The sequence below is a fragment of the Rhizobium sp. NFR07 genome, from assembly GCF_900111905.1.
Lineage (GTDB): Bacteria > Pseudomonadota > Alphaproteobacteria > Rhizobiales > Rhizobiaceae > Neorhizobium.
This window is the reverse complement of the sequence record NZ_FOKM01000004.1, coordinates 427,107-447,503: the sequence shown is the minus strand read 5'-3', so window position 1 is coordinate 447,503 and position 20,397 is coordinate 427,107. Positions and strand designations below refer to the sequence as shown.

General features: G+C 61.1%; 23 protein-coding genes. 10 read left to right on the top strand and 13 right to left on the bottom strand.

Features of this window, described 5'->3' with window-relative positions:
• Nucleotides 1-416: 416 nt before the first annotated feature.
• The 4 genes from BM216_RS11780 to BM216_RS11765 all read left to right on the top strand — a co-directional run bounded on the left by BM216_RS11780 (nucleotide 417) and on the right by BM216_RS11765 (nucleotide 3,725).
• Nucleotides 417-1,310 carry a LysR family transcriptional regulator gene (locus BM216_RS11780; RefSeq protein ID WP_092999275.1) on the top strand — a complete coding sequence of 298 codons (894 nt, stop codon included), beginning with the start codon at nucleotides 417-419 and terminating at the stop codon, nucleotides 1,308-1,310.
• Nucleotides 1,311-1,408: 98 nt separating this feature from the next.
• A complete protein-coding gene (locus BM216_RS11775) occupies nucleotides 1,409-2,053 on the top strand; it encodes a DUF1007 family protein (RefSeq protein ID WP_092999273.1) in 645 nt (214 codons plus the stop codon).
• Nucleotides 2,047-3,111 carry a nickel/cobalt transporter gene (locus tag BM216_RS11770; RefSeq protein WP_092999271.1) on the top strand — a complete coding sequence of 355 codons (1,065 nt, stop codon included), beginning with the start codon at nucleotides 2,047-2,049 and terminating at the stop codon, nucleotides 3,109-3,111. Before BM216_RS11775 ends, BM216_RS11770 begins: the two co-directional genes overlap by 7 nt.
• 59 nt (nucleotides 3,112-3,170) lie before the next feature.
• Nucleotides 3,171-3,725 carry a hypothetical protein gene (locus BM216_RS11765; protein WP_092999269.1) on the top strand — a complete coding sequence of 185 codons (555 nt, stop codon included), beginning with the start codon at nucleotides 3,171-3,173 and terminating at the stop codon, nucleotides 3,723-3,725.
• An 11-nt stretch (nucleotides 3,726-3,736) separates the two neighbouring features.
• Here the strand turns inward: BM216_RS11765 and BM216_RS11760 are convergent, their stop codons facing one another.
• Nucleotides 3,737-4,651 (bottom strand): LysR family transcriptional regulator, encoded by a 915-nt coding sequence (locus tag BM216_RS11760; protein WP_092999267.1) that lies wholly within the window; start codon nucleotides 4,649-4,651, stop codon nucleotides 3,737-3,739.
• Between the two features lie 116 nt (nucleotides 4,652-4,767).
• Between BM216_RS11760 and BM216_RS11755 the strand changes: the two genes are divergently transcribed.
• Complete coding sequence (locus BM216_RS11755) at nucleotides 4,768-5,640, top strand: aldo/keto reductase family oxidoreductase (protein WP_092999265.1); 873 nt, start codon at nucleotides 4,768-4,770, stop codon at nucleotides 5,638-5,640.
• Between the two features lie 32 nt (nucleotides 5,641-5,672).
• Here the strand turns inward: BM216_RS11755 and BM216_RS11750 are convergent, their stop codons facing one another.
• Together BM216_RS11750 and BM216_RS11745 are read right to left on the bottom strand one after the other, a co-directional pair.
• Nucleotides 5,673-5,882: a hypothetical protein gene (locus BM216_RS11750; protein WP_092999263.1), complete on the bottom strand. Its 210-nt coding sequence runs from the start codon at nucleotides 5,880-5,882 to the stop codon at nucleotides 5,673-5,675.
• 10 nt (nucleotides 5,883-5,892) lie between these two features.
• Entirely contained in the window at nucleotides 5,893-6,588 is a 696-nt protein-coding gene (locus tag BM216_RS11745; RefSeq protein ID WP_092999261.1) for a GNAT family N-acetyltransferase, read from the bottom strand.
• Between the two features lie 285 nt (nucleotides 6,589-6,873).
• On the opposite strand from BM216_RS11745, the gene BM216_RS11740 reads away from it, so the two are divergent.
• Complete coding sequence (locus tag BM216_RS11740; protein ID WP_143102767.1) at nucleotides 6,874-7,143, top strand: hypothetical protein; 270 nt, start codon at nucleotides 6,874-6,876, stop codon at nucleotides 7,141-7,143.
• A 67-nt stretch (nucleotides 7,144-7,210) separates the two neighbouring features.
• Here the strand turns inward: BM216_RS11740 and BM216_RS11735 are convergent, their stop codons facing one another.
• The 3 genes from BM216_RS11735 to BM216_RS11725 all read right to left on the bottom strand — a co-directional run bounded on the left by BM216_RS11735 (nucleotide 7,211) and on the right by BM216_RS11725 (nucleotide 9,062).
• Nucleotides 7,211-7,474, bottom strand: a complete 264-nt coding sequence (locus BM216_RS11735) for a hypothetical protein (RefSeq protein ID WP_092999413.1) — start codon at nucleotides 7,472-7,474, stop codon at nucleotides 7,211-7,213.
• 100 nt (nucleotides 7,475-7,574) lie between these two features.
• Nucleotides 7,575-8,312, bottom strand: coding sequence for a tellurite resistance TerB family protein (locus BM216_RS11730; protein ID WP_092999257.1), 738 nt, complete (start codon nucleotides 8,310-8,312; stop codon nucleotides 7,575-7,577).
• A gap of 111 nt (nucleotides 8,313-8,423) precedes the next feature.
• Nucleotides 8,424-9,062: a 2-dehydro-3-deoxy-phosphogluconate aldolase gene (locus BM216_RS11725; protein WP_092999412.1), complete on the bottom strand. Its 639-nt coding sequence runs from the start codon at nucleotides 9,060-9,062 to the stop codon at nucleotides 8,424-8,426.
• Between the two features lie 157 nt (nucleotides 9,063-9,219).
• On the opposite strand from BM216_RS11725, the gene BM216_RS11720 reads away from it, so the two are divergent.
• The 4 genes from BM216_RS11720 to BM216_RS11705 are packed head-to-tail and all read left to right on the top strand — an operon-like array spanning nucleotide 9,220 to nucleotide 12,007.
• Nucleotides 9,220-9,717 (top strand): CYTH domain-containing protein, encoded by a 498-nt coding sequence (locus BM216_RS11720; RefSeq protein WP_092999255.1) that lies wholly within the window; start codon nucleotides 9,220-9,222, stop codon nucleotides 9,715-9,717.
• A complete protein-coding gene (locus BM216_RS11715) occupies nucleotides 9,692-10,693 on the top strand; it encodes a CHAD domain-containing protein (protein ID WP_092999253.1) in 1,002 nt (333 codons plus the stop codon). The genes BM216_RS11720 and BM216_RS11715 overlap by 26 nt, the downstream gene beginning before the upstream one ends.
• 24 nt (nucleotides 10,694-10,717) lie before the next feature.
• Entirely contained in the window at nucleotides 10,718-11,674 is a 957-nt protein-coding gene (locus tag BM216_RS11710) for an oxygen-dependent tRNA uridine(34) hydroxylase TrhO (RefSeq protein ID WP_092999251.1), read from the top strand.
• Nucleotides 11,675-11,686: 12 nt separating this feature from the next.
• Nucleotides 11,687-12,007, top strand: a complete 321-nt coding sequence (locus tag BM216_RS11705) for a low molecular weight protein tyrosine phosphatase family protein (protein ID WP_092999249.1) — start codon at nucleotides 11,687-11,689, stop codon at nucleotides 12,005-12,007.
• Nucleotides 12,008-12,028: 21 nt separating this feature from the next.
• On the opposite strand, the gene BM216_RS11700 is transcribed toward BM216_RS11705, so the two are convergent.
• From BM216_RS11700 to BM216_RS11670, 7 genes are all read right to left on the bottom strand, one after another.
• Nucleotides 12,029-12,502: a hypothetical protein gene (locus BM216_RS11700; RefSeq protein ID WP_143102766.1), complete on the bottom strand. Its 474-nt coding sequence runs from the start codon at nucleotides 12,500-12,502 to the stop codon at nucleotides 12,029-12,031.
• Between the two features lie 121 nt (nucleotides 12,503-12,623).
• Nucleotides 12,624-14,747, bottom strand: a complete 2,124-nt coding sequence (locus BM216_RS11695; RefSeq protein WP_244530158.1) for a bifunctional diguanylate cyclase/phosphodiesterase — start codon at nucleotides 14,745-14,747, stop codon at nucleotides 12,624-12,626.
• Between the two features lie 210 nt (nucleotides 14,748-14,957).
• Nucleotides 14,958-15,734 carry a MetQ/NlpA family ABC transporter substrate-binding protein gene (locus BM216_RS11690; RefSeq protein ID WP_092999243.1) on the bottom strand — a complete coding sequence of 259 codons (777 nt, stop codon included), beginning with the start codon at nucleotides 15,732-15,734 and terminating at the stop codon, nucleotides 14,958-14,960.
• A gap of 84 nt (nucleotides 15,735-15,818) precedes the next feature.
• Nucleotides 15,819-16,598 (bottom strand): MetQ/NlpA family ABC transporter substrate-binding protein, encoded by a 780-nt coding sequence (locus BM216_RS11685; protein WP_092999241.1) that lies wholly within the window; start codon nucleotides 16,596-16,598, stop codon nucleotides 15,819-15,821.
• Nucleotides 16,599-16,618: 20 nt separating this feature from the next.
• Entirely contained in the window at nucleotides 16,619-17,287 is a 669-nt protein-coding gene (locus BM216_RS11680) for a methionine ABC transporter permease (RefSeq protein ID WP_092999239.1), read from the bottom strand.
• Nucleotides 17,277-18,311 (bottom strand): methionine ABC transporter ATP-binding protein, encoded by a 1,035-nt coding sequence (locus tag BM216_RS11675; RefSeq protein WP_092999411.1) that lies wholly within the window; start codon nucleotides 18,309-18,311, stop codon nucleotides 17,277-17,279. Before BM216_RS11675 ends, BM216_RS11680 begins: the two co-directional genes overlap by 11 nt.
• Nucleotides 18,312-18,612: 301 nt before the next feature.
• Nucleotides 18,613-19,986: a GH1 family beta-glucosidase gene (locus BM216_RS11670; RefSeq protein ID WP_092999237.1), complete on the bottom strand. Its 1,374-nt coding sequence runs from the start codon at nucleotides 19,984-19,986 to the stop codon at nucleotides 18,613-18,615.
• Between the last annotated feature and the right edge of the window lie 411 nt (nucleotides 19,987-20,397).

Here is a 20,397-nt window from a genome sequence, read left to right as displayed (position 1 = left end):
GGAATAGCGACTGGAGCGGTTAGTTCCAGGTACCTTACCGATGACCTCACCTTAGAGAATAATCTCAGTTCGAGGGTCGGCGGACACCCACAGGCACGTGCGACTTTGGGCAAGCCGGGAGATAAGAATATTCGCCGTCATAATCAAGAGATTTTTTGCACCCTGGCGAAAATTCTACAACCTGCTCCGGAATGCCGGGCCGACACGAAAACGGCACCTAAGTTACAGTCGAGCAAATTGACGATGATGAGGCATTTTCGAGGGCATTTTGCGGGAATTTTTATCCTGCGCCCAAGGCTCCTCGATAGTGGCCGAAAGGAGAAAACATCACAGGCGGCAGCCGTCCCGGTTGAACCTCGCGCTTCTATTTGCCATGGGTTTTCGATCGCAGTCTCAGAACCGGCCGGAAGACGTAAATGGACACACTCACCCGCATGCGCGCCTTCATCGACGTGGTCGAGGCGGAAGGATTTTCGGCCGCCGCGCGGCGCACCGGCCGCTCCAAGGCGCTTCTGTCGAAATACGTGCGCGAACTTGAGGACGATCTCGGCGCGTTGCTGCTTAACCGCACCACCCGCCAGTTCTCGCTGACCGAGGCCGGACATACCTATTATCGCAGCGCCTCCGACATCCTGAAGGAGATCGACAACCTTGCCGATCTCGTGCGCGAGGGTAATGCGGACCTCAAGGGTCGGCTGCGCGTTTCGGCGCCGCGCACCTTCATCGATGCCGAGATCGGCCAGTGCATGATCGATTTCGCCAAGGCGCATCCGGACGTGCAGCTTGAGATCGTCGCCGACGACCGTTTCGTCGATCTGATCGAGGAGAATTTCGACCTCGCCATCCGCATCACGCGGCTGGAAGATTCCGGCATGATCGCCAAAAAGCTCAACGACTTTCGCGTGCATGCCGTGGCGACCGCCGATCTCGTGGCGCAATACGGCCCGCTCGACCATCCGCAGCAGTTGAACGGCGTGCCTTTCATCATCGACACCAATTCGCGCTGGCACAACAATATCCGTTTCATCGAGAAGGACGGCTCGACCATCTCGGTCGGCGTCACCGGCCCGATCGAGGTCAACAGCCCGCTGGCGACGCTGCGCGCCGCGCGCGCCGGCCTCGGCGTCGCCATCATTCCCGATTTTATCGCCAATGCGTCGATCCAGTCCGGCGAACTGGTGACGCTGTTCGACGACTACATCATCAAGGACCGCGGCATCTACGCCGTCTATCCCCATCGCCGTTACCTGCCGGCCAAGGTGAGAAGCTTCGTCGATTTTCTCGCCAACTGGTTCCGCCAGGCGCGATGAACGAGTAACTCTGTAACACTCGAGTCGAAATTCCGTCCCATTTTCGCGGCACAGCACCAATGCCGGCCAGACGGGGCGAACAAGGGATGCCAGCGCGAATGCGAAACAGGATTGCGATCACCACTGCCCTGGCAGCCCTGGCACTCCCCCTGCCCGCCTTCGCCCACCCGCATATCTTCGTCGAATCGCGGCTGGAAGTGGTGGCCGGTGCGGACGGTAACGTCTCCGAACTGCGCAATGTCTGGCGCTTCGACGAGGTTTTCTCCTCCAGCGTCATCCTCGATTTCGACAAGAACACCGACCTGAAGCTCGACGAGGAAGAACTGGCCGAACTCGGCGAGACGATGCGAACATCGCTCGGCGACTACCACTATTTCACCACGCTGACAGTGAACGGCGCGCCGATCGGCGTTCAGAAGCCTGATGTCATTCACGTCACCTACAAGGACAACCAGATCCTCGTCTTCTTCTCGGTGAAGCCGGACAAGCCGATGCCGCTCAAGGGCCGGTTGACCTTCGGCATCTACGACCCGACCATGTATACGGCGATCGATTTCCCGACCGACAAGGACCTGGTGGCCGAAGGTGCCGGCTTCAGCCATTGCAAGCACCAAGTCGTGCGGCCCGATCCCGACGAGGTCCTGTCCCAGAACAGCGCCACGCTGACCGACGCATTCTTCAACGATCCGACCGGAACCGACATGTCGAAAATGTTCGCGACCCGTCTGGAGCTGACATGCTGAAACGCAGGCAGATGAACGGCGCGGCGGCCCTTGCGGCGGCCGCCATCGCAGCCCTGTGTCTGGCAGGCGTAGCCCATGCGCAGTCGCCGCTCGGGGTAGGTTCTGCCGAACCGTCCTTCTCGATCGGTGGCCCGCTCGGTCCGTTCTTCAACTGGATCAACTATTACCAGCAGTCATTCTATAGAGCGCTGACCGGCGCGCTGCGGGCGATGCGCGAAGACCCTTACGCGCTTTCCGGCCTGATCGGCCTGTCTTTTGCCTATGGCGTTTTCCACGCAGCAGGCCCTGGCCACGGCAAGGCGGTGATCTCCTCCTACATGATCGCCAACGAGGTGGAACTTCGCCGCGGCGTGACGATCTCCTTCATCTCGGCACTGCTGCAGGGCTTGGTCGCCATCCTCGTCGTCGGCGTCGCCTTCGTCCTGCTGCGCGGTTCGGGCATCACCATGACCAAGGCCACCTGGGCGATGGAAGTCGCGAGCTTTGCCATGGTCACCCTCTTCGGTGCCTGGCTGCTGATCAAGAAGATCCGCGGGCTCAACATGCGCGTCGTGCGCGTGCCGGAAGCCGCCCCCGCAACGGCAGGCCTCTTCGACGGCCCGTCCGCCGCACGCAACTCGACCGGCTTGAGTTTCCAGGCGATCGAGATCGACCACGATTATGAAGGCGAAGGCGATTATTGCGAGGCCTGTGGCGTCAGCCATATGCCTGACCCGAAAATGCTCGGCGCCAAGGATTTCAATCTCAGGGAAGCATGGTCGGCGATCATCGCAGTCGGCCTGCGCCCCTGCTCCGGCGCCATCCTGGTGATGAGCTTCTCGCTGCTCAACAGCCTTTATCTCGGCGGCATCCTGTCCGTACTCGCCATGTCGCTCGGAACGGCAATCACCGTGACGATCCTCGCCACGCTCGCCGTCGGCGCCAAGGACCTGGCCCTCAAGGTCTCCGGCCCCGGCTCGCGCACCGGCCGCCGCATCGGCCATGCAATCGAGATTGGCGGCGCCCTGTTCATCCTGCTGATCGGGCTTTCGTTGCTAGGGGCTTCGCTGCAGGCCTAACGGACTCGACTTTCGTATGGTGAGCGACATTTTCTAGGCTCAAGAGACGAAGGGCCTACATGACGATCTCCGACACTGCAGACAAGCAGCACCATTCTTTTCGCTGGCGCCTTGTGACGATGCTGGCCGTAGATCTGGCCCTCACCACCGCGTTTGTCCTTGGTGGCCGTCTCGCCGGCCACATCCCCACCGACGAAAATCTCGTGGCAGAGTCAGGCTTGGGCATTTTTGGCCTGCAGGCAGGCGGCATTTTTCTCTGGCTCGGCTTCCAAGCAGTTGGGCAACGTCTCAAGCTCCCAAAAATCAGTCTGTATCGGCCATGGTGGCGAATGCGTTCCCGGATTCGTAAGCGCTGGATCGGAGAACGAAGCAAGCAGGATTATCGCCGTGCGGAAGCCGGCGCCATCGTGCCTGTGGCTATATTCGTGGGAATAATCCTGCTTGCACTGATGTCACTGGGCTCCTTCATCATCTTGCTCGCAACTGCAGCAGTCATCGTCCTGATCGCAGTCGTTGCCGCGCAATATCGCGGTGCGGCAGACAGGCCCATAGCCACGATGATCGGTGCAGCTTTTTTTGGCTTCATGCTTGGCTATTTCATAGATTTCATCTGAATCGCATAGCGTCACCCCTTCCCCTCCCCTCGATGCGCCTTGATGAAATCGACGAAGGCGCGCAGCGGAGCCGGCACGAGCCGGCGGCCGGGATAGTAGAGGAATGGGCCGGGAAAACTCTCCCACCATTCCGGAAGCACCGGCTCCAGCGCGCCACTCTCGAAATGCGGCCGCAGCCAGTCCTCGAACAGCGCTATAATACCGACGCCGGATATTGCGGCGTCGACCCCGAGATCCGAACCACCACCGGCCTGCACGATAAGCTGCGACGGCGGATCAACGACGATCGTTTCGCCTTTCCGCTCGAACTCCCAGGGCGACACGGCCCGGCCGGAAAAGCGCGCGCGGATGCAGGAATGGGTGAGCAGGTCGCGCGGATGTTCCGGCCGCCCGCGCCTGCCGAGATAGGCGGGCGAGGCAGCGAAGGCGAAGCGCTGAACACGCGGGCCGATCGGCACCGCGATCATGTCCTGCTCCAGCCGCTCATCGTACCGGATACCGGCATCGCAGCCGGCGGCGATGATATCGACGAAACTCTCGTCGGTGACGATTTCCAGGCGGATATCCGGATAGGCAGCGAGAAAGGCGGGAATGATATCCGGCAGCACAAGTCGTGCGGCACTGACCGGCACGTTGAGGCGCAACTGGCCCGCCGGCCGGTCGCGAAAACCGCCGGCGACGTCGAGAGCAGCCTCCATTTCCGCGATTGCCGGCCCGAGCCGTTCCATCAGCGCGCGGCCGGCTTCAGTCGGCACGACACTGCGTGTCGTTCGGTTGAGCAGCCGGACGCCGATCTGCGCCTCCAGCCGCCGCACTGCGTCACTGAGGCCCGATGCACTGCCACCCGTCTGCCGCGCCGCCTGGCGAAAACCGCCGGCACGGGCAACTGCGATGAAGGAACCCAGTTCGCCTATATCGAATTGCATTGTCCGCCTCTCCGTACAGCCCGTACGGATTACCATCTATTTTCGAGCGAACCAACCGAGCTTATCTTCGTTTCAGTTGAAACCTGATCGTTTCGACCGAAACAAGGAGAGCTAAGATGACCAGCATCGAAAAATCCGGAACGTTCAAGCTGGGTGACCGCAACGTCAACCGCCTCGGCTACGGCGCCATGCAGCTTGCCGGCAAGGGCGTGTTCGGCCCGCCGAAGGATCGCAACGAGGCCGTCGCCGTTCTGCGAGCCGCGATCGAGGCCGGCGTCAACCACATCGACACCAGCGATTATTACGGTCCTCACGTCACCAACGAAATCATCCGCGAAGCCCTGCACCCCTACAAGAACGATCTCGTCATCGTCACCAAGGTCGGCGCGGTACGCGGTTCGGATGCTTCATGGAATCCGGCCTTCTCCAGGGAAGACCTGACCAAGGCCATCCATGACAACCTGAGAAACCTCAAGCTGGATGCGATGGAAGTGGTCAACCTTCGTTCGATGTTCGATGCACACGGCCCGGCCGAAGGTTCGATGGAAGAGCCGCTCACCGTGCTCGCCGAACTGCAGCAACAGGGTCTCGTCAAGCATATCGGCCTGTCGAACGCCACCCGCAAGCAGATCGAGGATGGTCGCAAGATCACCGAGATCGTCTGCGTCCAGAACCAGTATAACCTCGCCCACCGCAGCGACGACGCGCTGATCGACCAGCTGGCGAGAGAAGGCACCGCCTATGTGCCCTTCTTCCCCCTCGGCGGCTTTTCGCCGCTGCAGTCTTCGACATTGTCGGATGTGGCGGCACGGCTCGGCGTGACGCCGATGCAGGTGGCACTTGCCTGGCTTCTGCACCGCGCGCCGAACATCCTGCTCATTCCGGGCACATCCTCGCGCGGCCATCTGGCGGAAAACCTGGCAGTGGCAGACCTCATCCTTCCCGACGACGCAATTGCCGAACTGGAAGGCATCGCCAAGGCCGCCTGAGCGAACTCACCTGTTGACGAAAAGCGCGGCGATCACTCGCCGCGCTTTTTGCGCTGATACCGCGCTCTCAGCCAGAAGATCCAGAAGAAGCCGAGCAGAAGCGCCGCCCCCACGACGAAGGCGAGGACCGGCGAATATTGCCCGATCCAGAGCACCAGCGTCGGCAGGAAATAGATGACGACGACCGCGCCGATGAGAATGGCGGCGGCCGCCATCGCCTGGGATTTCGCTTCGGGCGTCATCGCATTCTCCTCAAGCCGTAGCGCCCTTGACGATCTCGGCGCGGATATCCTCGAGCTTTTGCTTCTGCTTTCCATCCGCATCGAAATTGTCGGGCGACAGCCAGGCTTCGAAGGCAGCCTTGATGACTGGCCATTCGCTATCGATCATCGAGAACCAGGCCGTATCGCGGTTCGCGCCGCGGGAAATGACATGCTGGCGGAACACACCCTCGAAGGTGAAGCCATAGCGGATCGCTGTGACCTTGCTGGGCTCGTTCTCGTTATGGCACTTCCACTCGTAGCGGCGATAATCGAGATCGTCGAAGACGTGCTTCGCCATCAGGTAATGCAGCTCTGTCGACATCGGTGAGCGTTTCATCGCAAGACCATGCGCCACAGAGCCGACTTCGATAACGCCGTTCTTCGGGTCCGGACGCATGTAGCTCGCCATGCCGACAATCTTGCCCGTGGCGTTTTCGCGGGCGACCAGCGTCACGAAGCTGAGGTTTGCACGAGCGCCTTCGATCCAGGCATTGAATTCCTCGGCATTCGCATAGTGGTCATTGGGAAAATAGCGGATCAGCTCGTTGATCTGATCGGCGCCGCCAAGCGCTTCCCAGAGATCCTTCAAGTGTCTGTCGCGGTCGTAGGGCTCGAGCGTGACGAACCTGCCCGTGAGGGTGACGGGTGTCGGAGCGGCAACTTTGTAATTCTGCAGATCGCGCATGAATGACCTCTTCCTGATGCTCGTGGCTTACGCCAGGGGTCAGGGAAAGGCAACGGCCGCGCGGATGCGTCACGCGCAAGGGCTTCAAGAATTCAAGTGGTTCAACCTGCGGCTTCGGTGAGCATCTGCAAATACATTCAGGTAGAAATTTCTCTCATTTCGCACCAGTTATTTCTTGGGCGAGCGGGATATTGTTGTCCTGCAGGATATAGACTTAGATGGGTCAGATTTCCTTGAGTCTTTCCAATGCCCGTAAATCTGCCCCAGAAACGAGCCATCGAACCGATGCTCCTGAGCTTCCTTGCCCAGATCGCCGGAAGCGAAGGCCGTCTCTGTTTGAGTGATGAGGAATACGAAACGCTTGAAGGCAGGCATTTCTTCCGGGATGCCTGGCGCCGCCGCCTCATCAGTATTGACGAAGGCGGAGAGTGGAGCACGGGCGCAGTCATCTCGCTCACGCGCGAAGGACGCATCCTGATCGGCGAGCCCGCGCCCGAAAGTCTCTGGAGACGGCTGGAGGTCATGCTTCGCCGCATCGGCGGGGCAGATAGCTGAACGAGACAAAGGCCGGACGCAATGCCGGCCCTTGCCGATTTCCGCACTATCGATCGGCTACGGCTCCTCATCCTGAGATGAGGTCACCTTGCCGCCAACGTTCGGCACCCCAGTTCCTCAGACGCATGCGGCGGGCGATGAAACCCGACAGCAATGGTGCCGCAATGAAGCTCGCCGCGACCACCGCGGGGATAAGGTACTTGGCCTGCTCGGCAAGCGCCGGCACGGACAGAACAGTGATCGCGCCGACGCCGAACAGCACCGCATTGATCATGATCGAGCATACGACTTTCAGCCAGATATCCGTCGAAATATTTTCGGTAGAAATCATCGTCATCCTCCTTTCAATGCTGTCAGAAGCATCAGGATGGACGATTGTTCCCGGCGAAATACAATCAAGACGCGCCTAATATACTTAGCCGATACTCGAGTCAGGCCGGCGTTGCGCCGACCTTGGCAGCCGAAACGGTCGCGTCGATATGGTCGATCAGCGCATCCGGCAGCTGCAGCCGGCCGGCCAGCAGATCGAGATAGCCGCGTTCCGCCCGGGTATCCGGATCGATGGTTATGCGGGTTGCCGTATAGAGTTCGACCTTCTGTTCCTCGGTGCGGGCAGCAGCGACGAGGTCGTCGATATCGACGGGATTGGCCAGCTCTTCGGCAATGAAGGCTTCCGCTTCCGAGCCGAGATCGACGGCATGGATCTTTTCCATGATGTTCGCCCGCTCGTTCTGGTCGATATGGCCGTCAGCCTTGGCGGCGGCGATCATGGCGCGCACGAGCGTGAGCGCGAAATCGTTGGAGAGTTGTGGCGACTGCAGGCTGAAGGCCGAATCCGGCGGCGGCAGTGCGATCGGCTCGTTGGTGGCGGCAGTCGGTTGCGGTGCCGTCTGCGGCGATTGGCCGGACTTGTAGTTCTTGTAGGCGAGATAGCCGAGGCCGGCCACAGCCGCGATGCCGCCGACCGTCACCGCGTTGCCGGCGATCTTGCGGCCGGTCTTGGTGCCGAGAAGGGCGGCGGCAATGCCGGCAGTCTTCAGCGGATTGTTGCGAGCGATGTCCGTCGCCTGTCCGGCCCATCCCTTTGCGGAACTGGCCTTGTCGCCTCCCAAGCCCCCGGAGACCTGCGACCCGAGGAACTGGTCGAGAAGCTTCTTCGCATCGAACATCAATATCTCCTGTCGGTTGAATGCTGACCGGGAAATAGGAATGGAAACGCGGGAAAACAATTTTCCCGCGTGATCGATAACGAAATTGTCAGAATGGTCCGGCGGCCAATGTCAGGCCTTCAGCGCGAACGCTTCCGATGCAAGCTTGGTGATGCCAGCCCAATCGCCCGCAGCGACGAGGTCCTTCGGCGCGACCCAGGAGCCGCCGACGCAGACGACGTTGGGCAGCGACAGGTAGTCATTGGCATTCTTCAGAGAAATGCCGCCCGTCGGGCAGAACAGCGTGCCGGCGAGCGGCGAGGACAGTGCCTTCAGGTAGGCGGAACCGCCGGCCTGCTCGGCCGGGAAGAATTTCATCACGTCATAGCCGGCTTCGCGCAGCGTCATCACTTCGCTGGCGGTCGCAGCACCCGGAAGCAGCGGCACGTCGGAGCCCTTGGCTGCAGCCAATACGCCCGGCGTCACACCCGGAGAAACGATAAAGGTCGAGCCGGCCTTGACGGCGGCATCCCAGTCTTTGGCGTTGAGGATCGTACCGGCGCCGACATTGGCGCCTTCCACTTCCTCGGCCACCGCCTTGACGGCATCGAGGGCTGCCGGGGTGCGCATGGTGATCTCGATCGCCTTCAGGCCGCCGGCGACAAGCGCCCTGGCAAGGCCGACGGCCGACTTGGCGTCGTCGACGATCAGCACCGGAACAACCGGCTGCAGTTTCAGGATGGAAAGCAGCTTTTCGGTCTTGCCGGCCATGGCGATGATCTCCCTTTGGCGATTGAAAACGCGAGGCTGGAGATATCGCCCGCAATCGGCCTTGTCGAGAAAAAACCGGCTGCGACCGCCCGAAGCATTTTCCCCCGCCGTCCTTTGCACTACCTTGTAGAAATGTTCCAGGACAGGCGTGGGTAGTATGGCGAAGGAAATCGAGCGGAAATACCTGGTAAAGGACGAGAGCTGGCGCTCAGTCGCCTCATCCTCCTCGGCGTTTCTGCAGGCCTATATCGCGACCGGCAAGGACCGTTCGGTGCGCATCCGCATCATGGATGGCGAGCGGGCGAAACTGACGATCAAGGTCGGACGCGATCTCTTCGCCCGTGATGAATTCGAATACGATATTCCGCTGGCCGATGCCGAGGAGATGAGCCGGCAGGCACTGGGCGTGGTGTTGGAAAAGACCCGCTACAAGGTGCCGTTCGAAGGGCATATCTGGGAAGTTGATGTCTATGCCGGCACCTATGCGGGCCTTGTCGTCGCCGAGGTCGAGATGGCGGACGAGAAGGTCCAGCCCGTCGTTCCCGGCTGGATCGGACAGGAAATCACCGGAGACCGGCGCTATTCCAACGCGGTCATGGCAACCGAGGATCTCAGCGAGGAGTTGGTGAATGGCCTATCGATTAAGGTCGTCTAAACCCTTTACCGCCGAGTTTCGCGCCGTTTCCGAGGACCAGCTCAAAAAAGCGATCGGCTATCTCGAGGATCATCCGGACGGCGAGCACGAAGCGGTCCACGACGCACGAAAGCGCTTCAAGCGGGTCCGTGCGCTCTACCGCCTCGTCCAGCCGGATGCGCCGGATTTCCGCGCCCGTGAAAATGCCAGGATCAGGGAGACCGCCCGCTCCCTTTCAGCCGTGCGCGATGCGACGGCGCTCGTTGAGACGGTCGGCTATCTTCTGGATTTTGCGGCGTCACCGGAAGAGGAAGCCGCACTCAAGACCGCACGTGATGCCCTGACCGCCCGGCGCAACCATATCGCCGAGGAGGAGCATGACCTGCCGGCAAAGATGGCCGCCGCGGTCGAGAACTGCCGCAAAGCGATCGACGCGCTGGAGGCGCTTGAACTTCCCGACGCACCGCGAAAGACGGCAAGGCGGCTCGGCAAGGCGTGGCGAAAGCAGGCAAGGAAGGCCCGCGCGGCTCTCACCGCCTGTGAGACGGAACCGGGGGCCGAGACCTTCCACGAGCTGCGCAAGTCCGGCCAGACCTACTGGATGCATCTCTCGTTGCTGCGCGAGGCATGGCCGTCCGCGATGAAGGCGAAGCAGGCGGAGGCAAAGGCGCTGGTCGACCTGCTTGGCCACGAGCATGATCTCTCGGTTCTGACACAGCTGGTCAATGAGGAACCGGAGATCGTCGGCGACGGCGAGACGCTGGCACGCCTGCTTGCCGCGATCATCACCCGTCAGCAGATGCTGCGGCAGGACGCATTACCGATGGCGCAATCCGTCTTTGCCGACGATGCCGGGGCCGAAGCCGCCATGATCAGGCTTCTTTGGGAGCGAGCCGCCACGGCTGGCGCCGGCGACAAGCCGAAGCGCAGGAATGGCGCGGAGAAGGCCCGCAAGCGGGAAGAAAAGCCCGTCGAAGAAACCGCGTTGCACGGATAGCGATCACACTGTATTTGAGCCGCCATGACAGACAATCAGATCACATCCCGGGCCGACGCTACCGTCGGGTCCGCCGGCGGCTTTCTTGTTGCAGCGCTCTACCATTTCGCCCGCTTCGAGCGATATGAGGATTTCCGCGCGCCGCTGCAGGCCTTCTGCGATGAGAACGGCATCAAGGGCACGCTGCTGATCGCCCGCGAGGGGATCAACGGCACCGTTGCCGGCACCGACGATGCGATTGCCAGACTGCTCGCCCATCTGCGCGCCCAGCCGGAATTTTCCAAGCTGGAGCACAAGGAAAGCCGCGCATCGAAAATGCCCTTCATCCGCATGAAGGTGAAGCTGAAGAAGGAAATCGTCACGATGGGCGTCGAGGACATTGACCCCAACCGGATCGTCGGCACCTATGTCGAGCCGAAGGACTGGAACGCCCTGATCTCCGATCCGGAAACCATCCTCATCGATACGCGCAACGACTACGAGACGGCGATCGGCATCTTCAAGGGCGCGGTTGATCCGAACACCAAGACGTTTCGCGAATTTCCCGACTGGGTGAAGAACAATACCGGCCTCCACAACAAGCCGAAGATTGCCATGTACTGCACCGGCGGCATCCGCTGCGAGAAGGCCACCGCCTTCATGAAGGAACAAGGCTTCGACGAGGTCTATCACCTCAAGGGCGGCATCCTGAAATATCTCGAGGAAGTACCCGAAGAAGAGAGCCTGTGGGAAGGCGCCTGCTTCGTTTTCGACGAACGCGTCTCGGTCGAACATGGCCTGAAGGAAGGCAACCACAAGCTCTGCCACGCCTGCCGCAACCCGATCACCGCCGAGGAGATCACCTCGCCGCTCTACGAGGAAGGCGTCTCCTGCTCCAACTGCTACGACAGCCGCACCGAGGAAGACCGTCTGCGCTACCGGCAGCGGCAGCACCAGATCGCGCTCGCCAAGAAGCGTGGCGTCAAGCATATCGGCAGCTGAGATCGGAGCAGGATGAAAAACGTCCTGTTTGTCTGCAGCCAGAACAGGCTGCGTAGCCCGACCGCCGAACAGGTCTTCGCCGACTGGCCCGGCATCGAGACGTCCTCAGCCGGGACCAATAACGACGCCGAGAATCCGCTCTCCCACGAACTGGTGGAATGGGCCGACATCATCTTCGTCATGGAACGCGCCCACCGCACGAAGCTGCAGGCGAAATACCGTGCCGCGATGAAGAATAGCCGGCTGATCTGCCTGAATATTCCGGACGATTACGAATTCATGGATCCGGCTTTGGTGGAGCTGCTGAAGGCCAAGGTGCCGCGGTATCTGTAAGTGGAGGGATGGCAGCAGCGTTCAGGGTTTCCGCTGATCGACACCGATAAAGTCTCTTGCCTCAGATCCGTCCAGATAGATAACGGGAGCGATCGTGTCGGCATCGCTCTGTGCGACCACTGCCGCCACGCGATAACTCTTGCTTTTGGGCGTAAGCCCCATCGGCGTCAGGGTAGCGGCTGGAAGGACAATCGTGACAAGCTCACCCCGTCGAAGCTTCAACTGGTCCGCAGCCTGCCGGTTGATCAATACGCTGTCCTTGCGGACGAGGTCGGAAACCGCCTTGTCCTTGAGATCCGAACGTTCGAAACGCAAACGGTCGATCATTCGCGCGTCCGCCCCCCGAACGACAACACCCGCGCTCTGACTGGCTGTTGAAGCAAGTGCCTCGGCCTGCAAGGAAATGGAAGCTGTTTCCACGCTTACCGGAGCGTCGGGTTTCAGAACACCACTCACCTCCAAGGCGATGGTAAGAACCAGCGCGAAGGGCAGCATCATTATGTCATATGTGAAAATCATGATCCTGCGGTCGCTGGAGACGGACTTTATCGACGAGATGCCGGCAAGACAAAGCTAGCGCAGTCGCGCATGACGGCCATCGCAAATTATTCCCCGCTCACGCCGTCGCTTCGGTCCCACGCTGGCCATAAAGCCCGTCAATATCCTCCGCCGGCATCGGCCGACCGAAGAGATAGCCCTGAAGCTCGTCGCAGCCGGCGAGCCGAAGCTGGATCGCCTGGGCGTCCGTCTCCACCCCCTCCGCCGTGACCGGAATGTCGAGCGAGCGGGCGAGCGCCACCGTCGCCTGCAGCATGTCGACTGCGCGCGGACCATGGCTGAGCGCATCCACCAGCGACTTGTCGATCTTCATCCGGTCAAAGCCGAACTGGCGTAGATAACCGACGCTGGAAAAGCCCGCGCCGAAATCGTCGAGCGCGATGGCAACGCCGAGCCGCCGCAGCGCCCGGATGGAGGTTTTTGCCCGGTCGGGATGCTGGATGAAATAGCCTTCGGTCATCTCCAGCGTGACGCGTGACGTATCCGTCTGGGTCTTGCGGAACACCGAGGCGACATGCTGCGGAAAGGCCGGATCGCGGAACTGCCCTGGCGAGATGTTGACGGCGAGCTTGAGCTGCGGCCAACGCTGGATCGTCTCGCAGGCCTTGTGCAGCACGAAGAGGCCGAGCTGGTCGATGAGGCCGGTGGATTCCGCGATCGGGATGAACTTATCCGGAGAGACCTGGCCATAGCCCTTGCGATGCCACCGCACCAGCGCCTCGACACCGATCAGGCTGCCGTCTTCCGAAGAAACGACTGGCTGGTAGACGACGGTAAGCTCGCGCCGTTCGATGGCGATCTTCAGGTCGACTTCGAGGCGGTTGCGCTCCTCGCGCTCGGCATCCATGTCAGGCGTGTAGGCTTCGAAGCGCGAGCGGCCGCCCTCTTTGGCGCGGTACATCGCCATGTCGGCGCGGCGCACCAGTTCGCCGCCGCAGACGGTGCCACGCTGGGAAATGGCGACGCCGATGCTGGCGCCGATCTTGGCCACCCGCTCGCCGATCACAAAGGGCTCGTCGAAGAAGCCGAGAATGCGGTCGCAGAACATCACCGCAAGCGGCGCCGGATCGTCGGACCGCAGAACGATGGCGAATTCGTCGCCGCCCACGCGCGCCAGCGCGGCGCTGTCGCCGACCAGCATCTTCAGCCCCGCCGCCACGCTGCGGATCAGCGTATCGCCGGTGCCATGCCCATAGGCGTCGTTGACTTCCTTGAAGCCATCCAGATCGAGATAGAGCAGCACGACGCTTTGCGCCTGCTGCGCGGCCTCCTCGACAAGACCGTCCAGCGCGAGGAAAAGGCCGGTGCGGTTCAAAAGTCCGCTCAGGCGGTCGGTCATGGCAAGATGGCGTGCCGCCGCCTCATCCGCTTTCAGCCGGTTCAGTGTCTTCGTACCGCTGACAAAGAGCAGCAGGAAGAACAGACCGACCATGACGAGCGCGCAATAGACAAGCGGGCGAACTGCCAGATAACTGGCATCACCCGGAAGCCGCGGGGTCCAGCCGATCTTGGCGAGCGGCCGGCCATGCACGTTGCGGATCTGCACCGGATTGGAAAGCGTCTCCCCCTCGCCGAGGAAATGCAGTCCGTCGACCACATAGGTCTCCGCAAGCTGGGCGATCTTCTGTTGGTCGAGATGCCGGGCGAATATGAGATAGCGCCGTTTTGCCGGCGGCTGGCCGATGGCGCCGGACTTCTCGCGCACCAGCGCCACGCCGGTCGCAGCAACCCCATCCCTGGTATCGGTAAAGCCCACCGCTTCCGGCACTTCGTCGGCGCTAGAAGAGCGGACCTGGTCGAACAGCGTCCAGAGGGAGCTGTCGAAATATTCGGTCGGCACCCAGGCGACGGGTTTGCCGTCCTGATACGCCATCAGCACATTGCGATCGGTATCGAGAAGGATGGCGACGTCGAACAGGTCGCTATTGGCGGTCATGTCGCCGAAATTGCTGACGATCCAGTCACGCCCATCCGAGGCATAGACGAAGGCGGCCGCATCGTCCCAGGCGGCATAGTCGTTGAGTGTCGCGTGCAGCTGGTCCTGGAAGGTGCGCACGGCACCGGCTGTCGTTGCGCGGGAACGCCCCTCGTCGAGATTATTGGTCTGTTCGGCGATGCGGTTGAGCGCCGTCAAAATGAAGATCGTGACGAGCACGACGACCACGGCAAAGAGGCCGAGCATCAGGGTCACGGCAGACCGTCGCCCTACCCTTACAGGGCGTCTCAGACCTGAGGATAGCAGCCCCATCAAATACCTCACCAATCATCACAGCTATGGCGGGTATTCCTTCAGATAGGGTTAAGCGGCGCGCAAAACGTAAGCGATAACTGAAATGAAAAACGCCGCGTGAGACACGCGGCGTTTGCAGTAAAAGCGATAGCTAACCCGATCTTACCAGGACGGGATCAGGGCGCCCTTGAATTCCGTGTTGATGAAGTCGCGGATGGTGTCGTTGTTGTAGGATTCCACCAGCGTCTTCACCCAAGGCTGGTCCTTGTCGGCGGTGCGCACGGCAATGACGTTGGCATAGGGCGACTTCTCGCCTTCGATAGCGATCGCGTCGGTCTTCGGATGCAGACCGGCTTCCATTGCGTAGTTGGTGTTGATGACGGCGGCATTGACGTCATCCAGCGAGCGCGGCAGCTGGGCGGCGTCGAGTTCCGAGAATTCGATGTTCTTCGGGTTCTCGATGATATCGGCCGGCGTGACCTTCAGGTTCGTGTCGTCCTTGAACTTGATCAGGCCCTTGGAGGCGAGAACGAGCAGCGCGCGGCCGCCATTGGTCGGATCGTTCGGGATGGCGACCGAAGCGCCGTCCTTCAGTTCGTCGAGGCTCTTCACCTTCTTGGAATAGACGCCCATCGGGGTGGTGATCGTCTTAGCTACGCTGACCAGGTCGAACTTGCGGTCGGCGATCTGGTTGTCGAGATAGGGCTGGTGCTGGAACGAGTTGGCCTGGATGTCGCCGTCATTCAGCGCCTGGTTCGGCACGACATAGTCGGAAAATTCGAGGATCTCGATGTTGAGGCCCTTGGTCTTGGCGATCTCGGCGACCTTTTCCATGATCTGGGCATGTTCGCCCGGCGTGACGCCGATCTTGATGTCTTCCGCGAGAGCGGAACCGGCAGCGGCAAGTGCTACGGCGGCAGCGATAAGAAGTCTCTTCATGGGTGTTTCCTCACGGTTTTTTATGGGTTGGTTGCCGTCGCCGGCCTTGTGATCTGCGTTGGCCGGCGACGGAAATGGCGGGGCTTACCAGGTCGGCGTGATCGCACCCTTGAAGGTTTCCTCGATGTAGGCCGAGACTTCGGGGCTGTGATAGCTTTCGACGAAGGTCTTGACCCAGTCGGCATCCTTGTCCTTGGCGCGCACGGCGATGACGCCGACGTAAGGCGCCTTGGTGCTTTCCTGGAAGATGCCGTCCGACTTGGGGTTGAGACCGGCGGCAAGCGCGTAGTTGGTGGTGATCGCGGCGAGATCGACATCATCGAGCGAGCGCGGCAGCTGCGCGGCGTCGAGCTCGACGATATTGAGGTTCTTCGGGTTCTCGACGATGTCGGCGACCGAAGCCTTGACGCCGATGCCGTCCTTCAGCGTGATCAGCTTCTGGTCGGCCAGCAGCAGGAGCGCACGGGCGCCGTTGCTCGGGTCGTTCGGGATGGCCACCGAAGCGCCATCCTTCAGTTCGGAAAGCGCCTTGATCTTCTTGGAATAGCCGGCCATCGGGAAGTTCACCGACTGCGCCACGCTGACCAGATCAAGGCCGCGTTCCTTCACCTGGTTGTCGAGATAGGGCTGGTGCTGGAAGGAGTTGATGTCGATATCGCCATCGGCCAGCGCCTGGTTCGGCACGACATAGTCGGAGAACTCGACGACATCGAGCTCGAGACCCTTCTTGGCCGCGACTTCCTTGACCTTCTCGACGATCTGGGCATGCGGGCCGGGCGTGACGCCGACCTTCTTCGTTTCGGCCAGAGCCGCGCCGGTGGAAAACAGGGCGGCGAGCGTCGCCGCGATGATCAGTTTCTTCATGGTCTTACCCCTCTAGAAAATCAGTTCTTGCGATTGCGTTTGTCGAAGCGGCGGGCGAGTGCGTCGCCGGCGCTCTGCACGAGCTGCACCAGCACGATCAGCACCACGACCACGGCAAGCATCATTTCCGGCATGAAGCGCTGGTAGCCGTAGCGAATGCCGAGGTCGCCGAGACCACCGCCGCCGACGGCACCCACCATCGCCGAATAGCCGATCAGGCTGACCATGGTCATCGTCAGCGCCGCCATCAGCGACGGACGGGCTTCAGCCAGCAAAACCTTGAAGACGATCTGGGTCGGCGTTGCCCCCATGGCGCGCGCCGCCTCGATCAGGCCCTTGTCGATCTCCCGGATCGCGGCTTCGACGAGACGGGCGAAGAAGGGAATGGTCGCGATCGTCAGCGGCACGATGGCGGCGCTGGTGCCGATCGAAGTGCCGGTGATAAGCCGGGTGAACGGAATGATCGCCACGACCAGGATGATGAATGGCGTCGAACGCGCCGCGTTGACGACAAGGCCGAGAATGCGGTTGACGGTCGGGGCCGGGAACAGCTCGCCCTTGCCGCTGGTGGCAAGGAAGATGCCGATCGGCAGGCCGATCAGCGAGCCGATGATGCCGGCAACCGCTACCATGTGCAGCGTCTGAAGCAGAGCCTTCAGGAGCAGGTTAAAGAGCATATCAGGCGACATAGCCGAGCACCTCCGTCTTCAGGCCGGTTTCGGCATAGAATTTCTCCGCCCGCGCGATGACGGCGGGATCGGCGGAATAGGACACGACGAGCGAACCGAACGGCTTGCCGCCGATCTCCTCGATGCCGCCGGCCAGGATGTTGACGTCAGCGCCGAGTTCGGCGACGAGCCGGCCGGTCAGCGGCTGGAAGGCGGTCTCGCCGAAGAAGACGAGACGCACCAGCGCGCGGTCGCCAGCGGATGGCGAGCGCTTGATGCCGCTCCGCAGCCATTCGGGAAGCGCGAGCGCGGAGGCGAGCAGCGTGCGCGTCGTCTCATGCGCCGGGTTTGCATAGACGTCGAACGTGCTGCCGGCCTCGACGATACGGCCCTTGTCGATGACCGCGACGTCGGTCGCAATCGTCTTCACCACTTCCATCTCGTGGGTGATGAGAAGCACGGTCAGGCCGAGTTCGGCATTGATGCGCTTCAGGAGTTCGAGGATCGACTGCGTGGTTTCCGGATCGAGCGCCGATGTCGCTTCGTCGGAGAGCAGGAGCTTGGGATCGGTCGCCAAAGCGCGGGCAATGCCGACGCGCTGTTTCTGACCGCCGGAAAGCTCGGACGGATAACGATTCGCCTTGTCGCCAAGACCGACGAGATCGAGCAGCGGCCCGACCTTGGCCTTGATCGACTGGCTGTCGACGCCGGCGATTTCGAGCGGCAGTGCAACGTTGTCGAAGGCGGTGCGCGAGGTCAGGAGGTTGAAGTGCTGGAAGATCATGCCGATCTGGCGGCGCAGGTCCCTGAGCCCGGTCTCGGACAGTCCGCCGACTTCGATGCCGTCGACCACGACCTTGCCGGACGTCGCCTTTTCAAGCCCGTTCACCAGGCGGATGAGAGTGGATTTCCCGGCGCCTGAACGGCCGATAATGCCGGCGATCGCGCCATGGGAGACGCTGAAATCGATACCATCGAGGGCGGTAAATGCCGGCTGACCGCCAGTGCCGCCGAAGCGCTTGATCACGCCTTCGAAGGACACCATCGGCTTGGTCTGCGCACTCGCGGACGGGGCTACGCTGGCCGCAGCATTGGGGATGGTCATTTTGAACTCACAGTTAGTCAGGTCATCTCAACGGCGAAATTGCCGCGCAATCATGCACCCAGGCGGCACATTCGATGACAGGTGACTTTCCGGAGCATATCGTTCGGCTTTCTCTGCAGGCCCTACGGCCTTTTCGGTGGCAGATCAATGCCCCGGCTCTGCCGCAATTCATAGGGATGGAATTTCAATTATCCGCCAATGCGGAAAAATTCTTCCGCCCCATGTCCACATTCCCTCCTGATCAGCCCGGCTTGTGATTGCCGCCGGGAAACTGCGATGCCAGTTCGCGGTACCATTTGCCGCTTTTCTTGACCGTGCGCTCCTGGGTCTCGTAATCGACATGGACCAGCCCGAACCGCATGCTGTAGCCCCAGGCCCATTCGAAATTGTCCATCAGGCTCCAGGCGAAATAGCCCTTCATCGGATAGCCGTCCGCCGCGAGATCGGCGACGACCGAAAGATGGTCGACATAGTAGTCGAGCCGCGGCTGGTCATCGATCTCTCCGCCGGCAGGCGTCATGTTGTAGGCGGCACCGTTTTCGGAGACGTAGCAATCCGGCAGTTCATAGCGACGATAGAGATCCTCGACGAGTGACTTCATCGCCGGCGAATAGACCTCCCAGCCGATATCCGTCACGGTCTTTCCGACGAAGGGAGCGGGCCTCGTTGCCGGATATTCCGCGCTCTCCGACGCGTCGTCCAGAACACGCATTGGCGTGTAGTAGTTGAGACCCCACCAGTCGAGCTTCTGGCTGATGACCGCGAGATCCCCCTCCTCCACCTTCGGCATCCTGTCGCCAAGCGCTTCGATGAGAGAAGCCGGATATTCACCCTTGAACACCGGGCCGAAGAAGGCACCGTTGTGGAAATCGAAGGCACGTTCGGCTGCAGCCTTGTCTTCGTCGCTGTCGGAGCCGGGAATGACCGAATGGGCGTTCAGCACGAGGCCGACCGGCACGTTCGGTGTTACATGGCGGATCGCCTCGACGGCGAGCCCGTGCGCGAGATTGGTCGTGTGCATGGCGGCAAGTGCGGCCTCCATGTTGCGCTCGCCCGGCGCGTGCTCGCCATACAGATGGGAAAGCCAGACCGAGCACCACGGCTCGTTGAAGGTCGCGACCGCATCCAGCCGGTCGCCGAGCCGCGCCATCACCACCTTGGCATAACGCTGGAACGCATAGGCCGTCGACCGCGCGGTCCAGCCGCCGTCGCCCATCAGCGTCAGCGGCAGGTCCCAATGGTAGAGCGTCGCGAATGTCTTGATGCCACGTGCCTTGCAGCCATCGACGAGACGATCGTAGAAATCGAGCCCCTTCTCGTTGATCCGCCCGGTTCCTTCGGGAATGATGCGCGGCCAGGCGATCGAGAAGCGATAGGCCTCGACGCCCATCTCCCTGATCAGGTCGAGATCGTCCTCGAGCCGATTGTAGTGATCGCATGCGACATCCCCATTGTCGCGGTTCAGCACACGGCCCGGCATGTTGGCGAATGCATCCCATATGGAAGGCCTGCGGCCATCGGTCTTGGTCGCCCCTTCGATCTGGAAGGCGGCGGTTGCAACGCCAAAAAGGAAGTCACCGGGAAAACGTGCCGCGAAAGCCTTGGGATCGGTCATGTCAACTGTCCTATGCGCGGGAGCCACACTGCCGACCGCGGTTTAGACGGTTACGACTCCGGTTGCAAAGCAATATCAAAGATCTCTTCCACAATCGGCCATCCCACTGTCGCCGCACCCCAGACGCCTTTCCGCCTAATTCAAGGCGTTTCAACCATCTTTCGGCCCGATTCACGCTCTCCCAAGGGTTGTATTTGGCCCATTTTTCCGGCGAACACGCCATTTTACAACTCTATATGAATACAATTTATGCGCTAGATCAACATATTAGGAAAATAAATTCTAATATCCCGCCAAAATAGAACCGAAATTAGCCTTTCCGCCCTTGAAAGCCCTGAGGCGCGGCGATACAGCGCAGGTGTCAGATTGACGCTCCCTAGATTTTTGGGGGTTTCAAGCAGATTTCAAGGG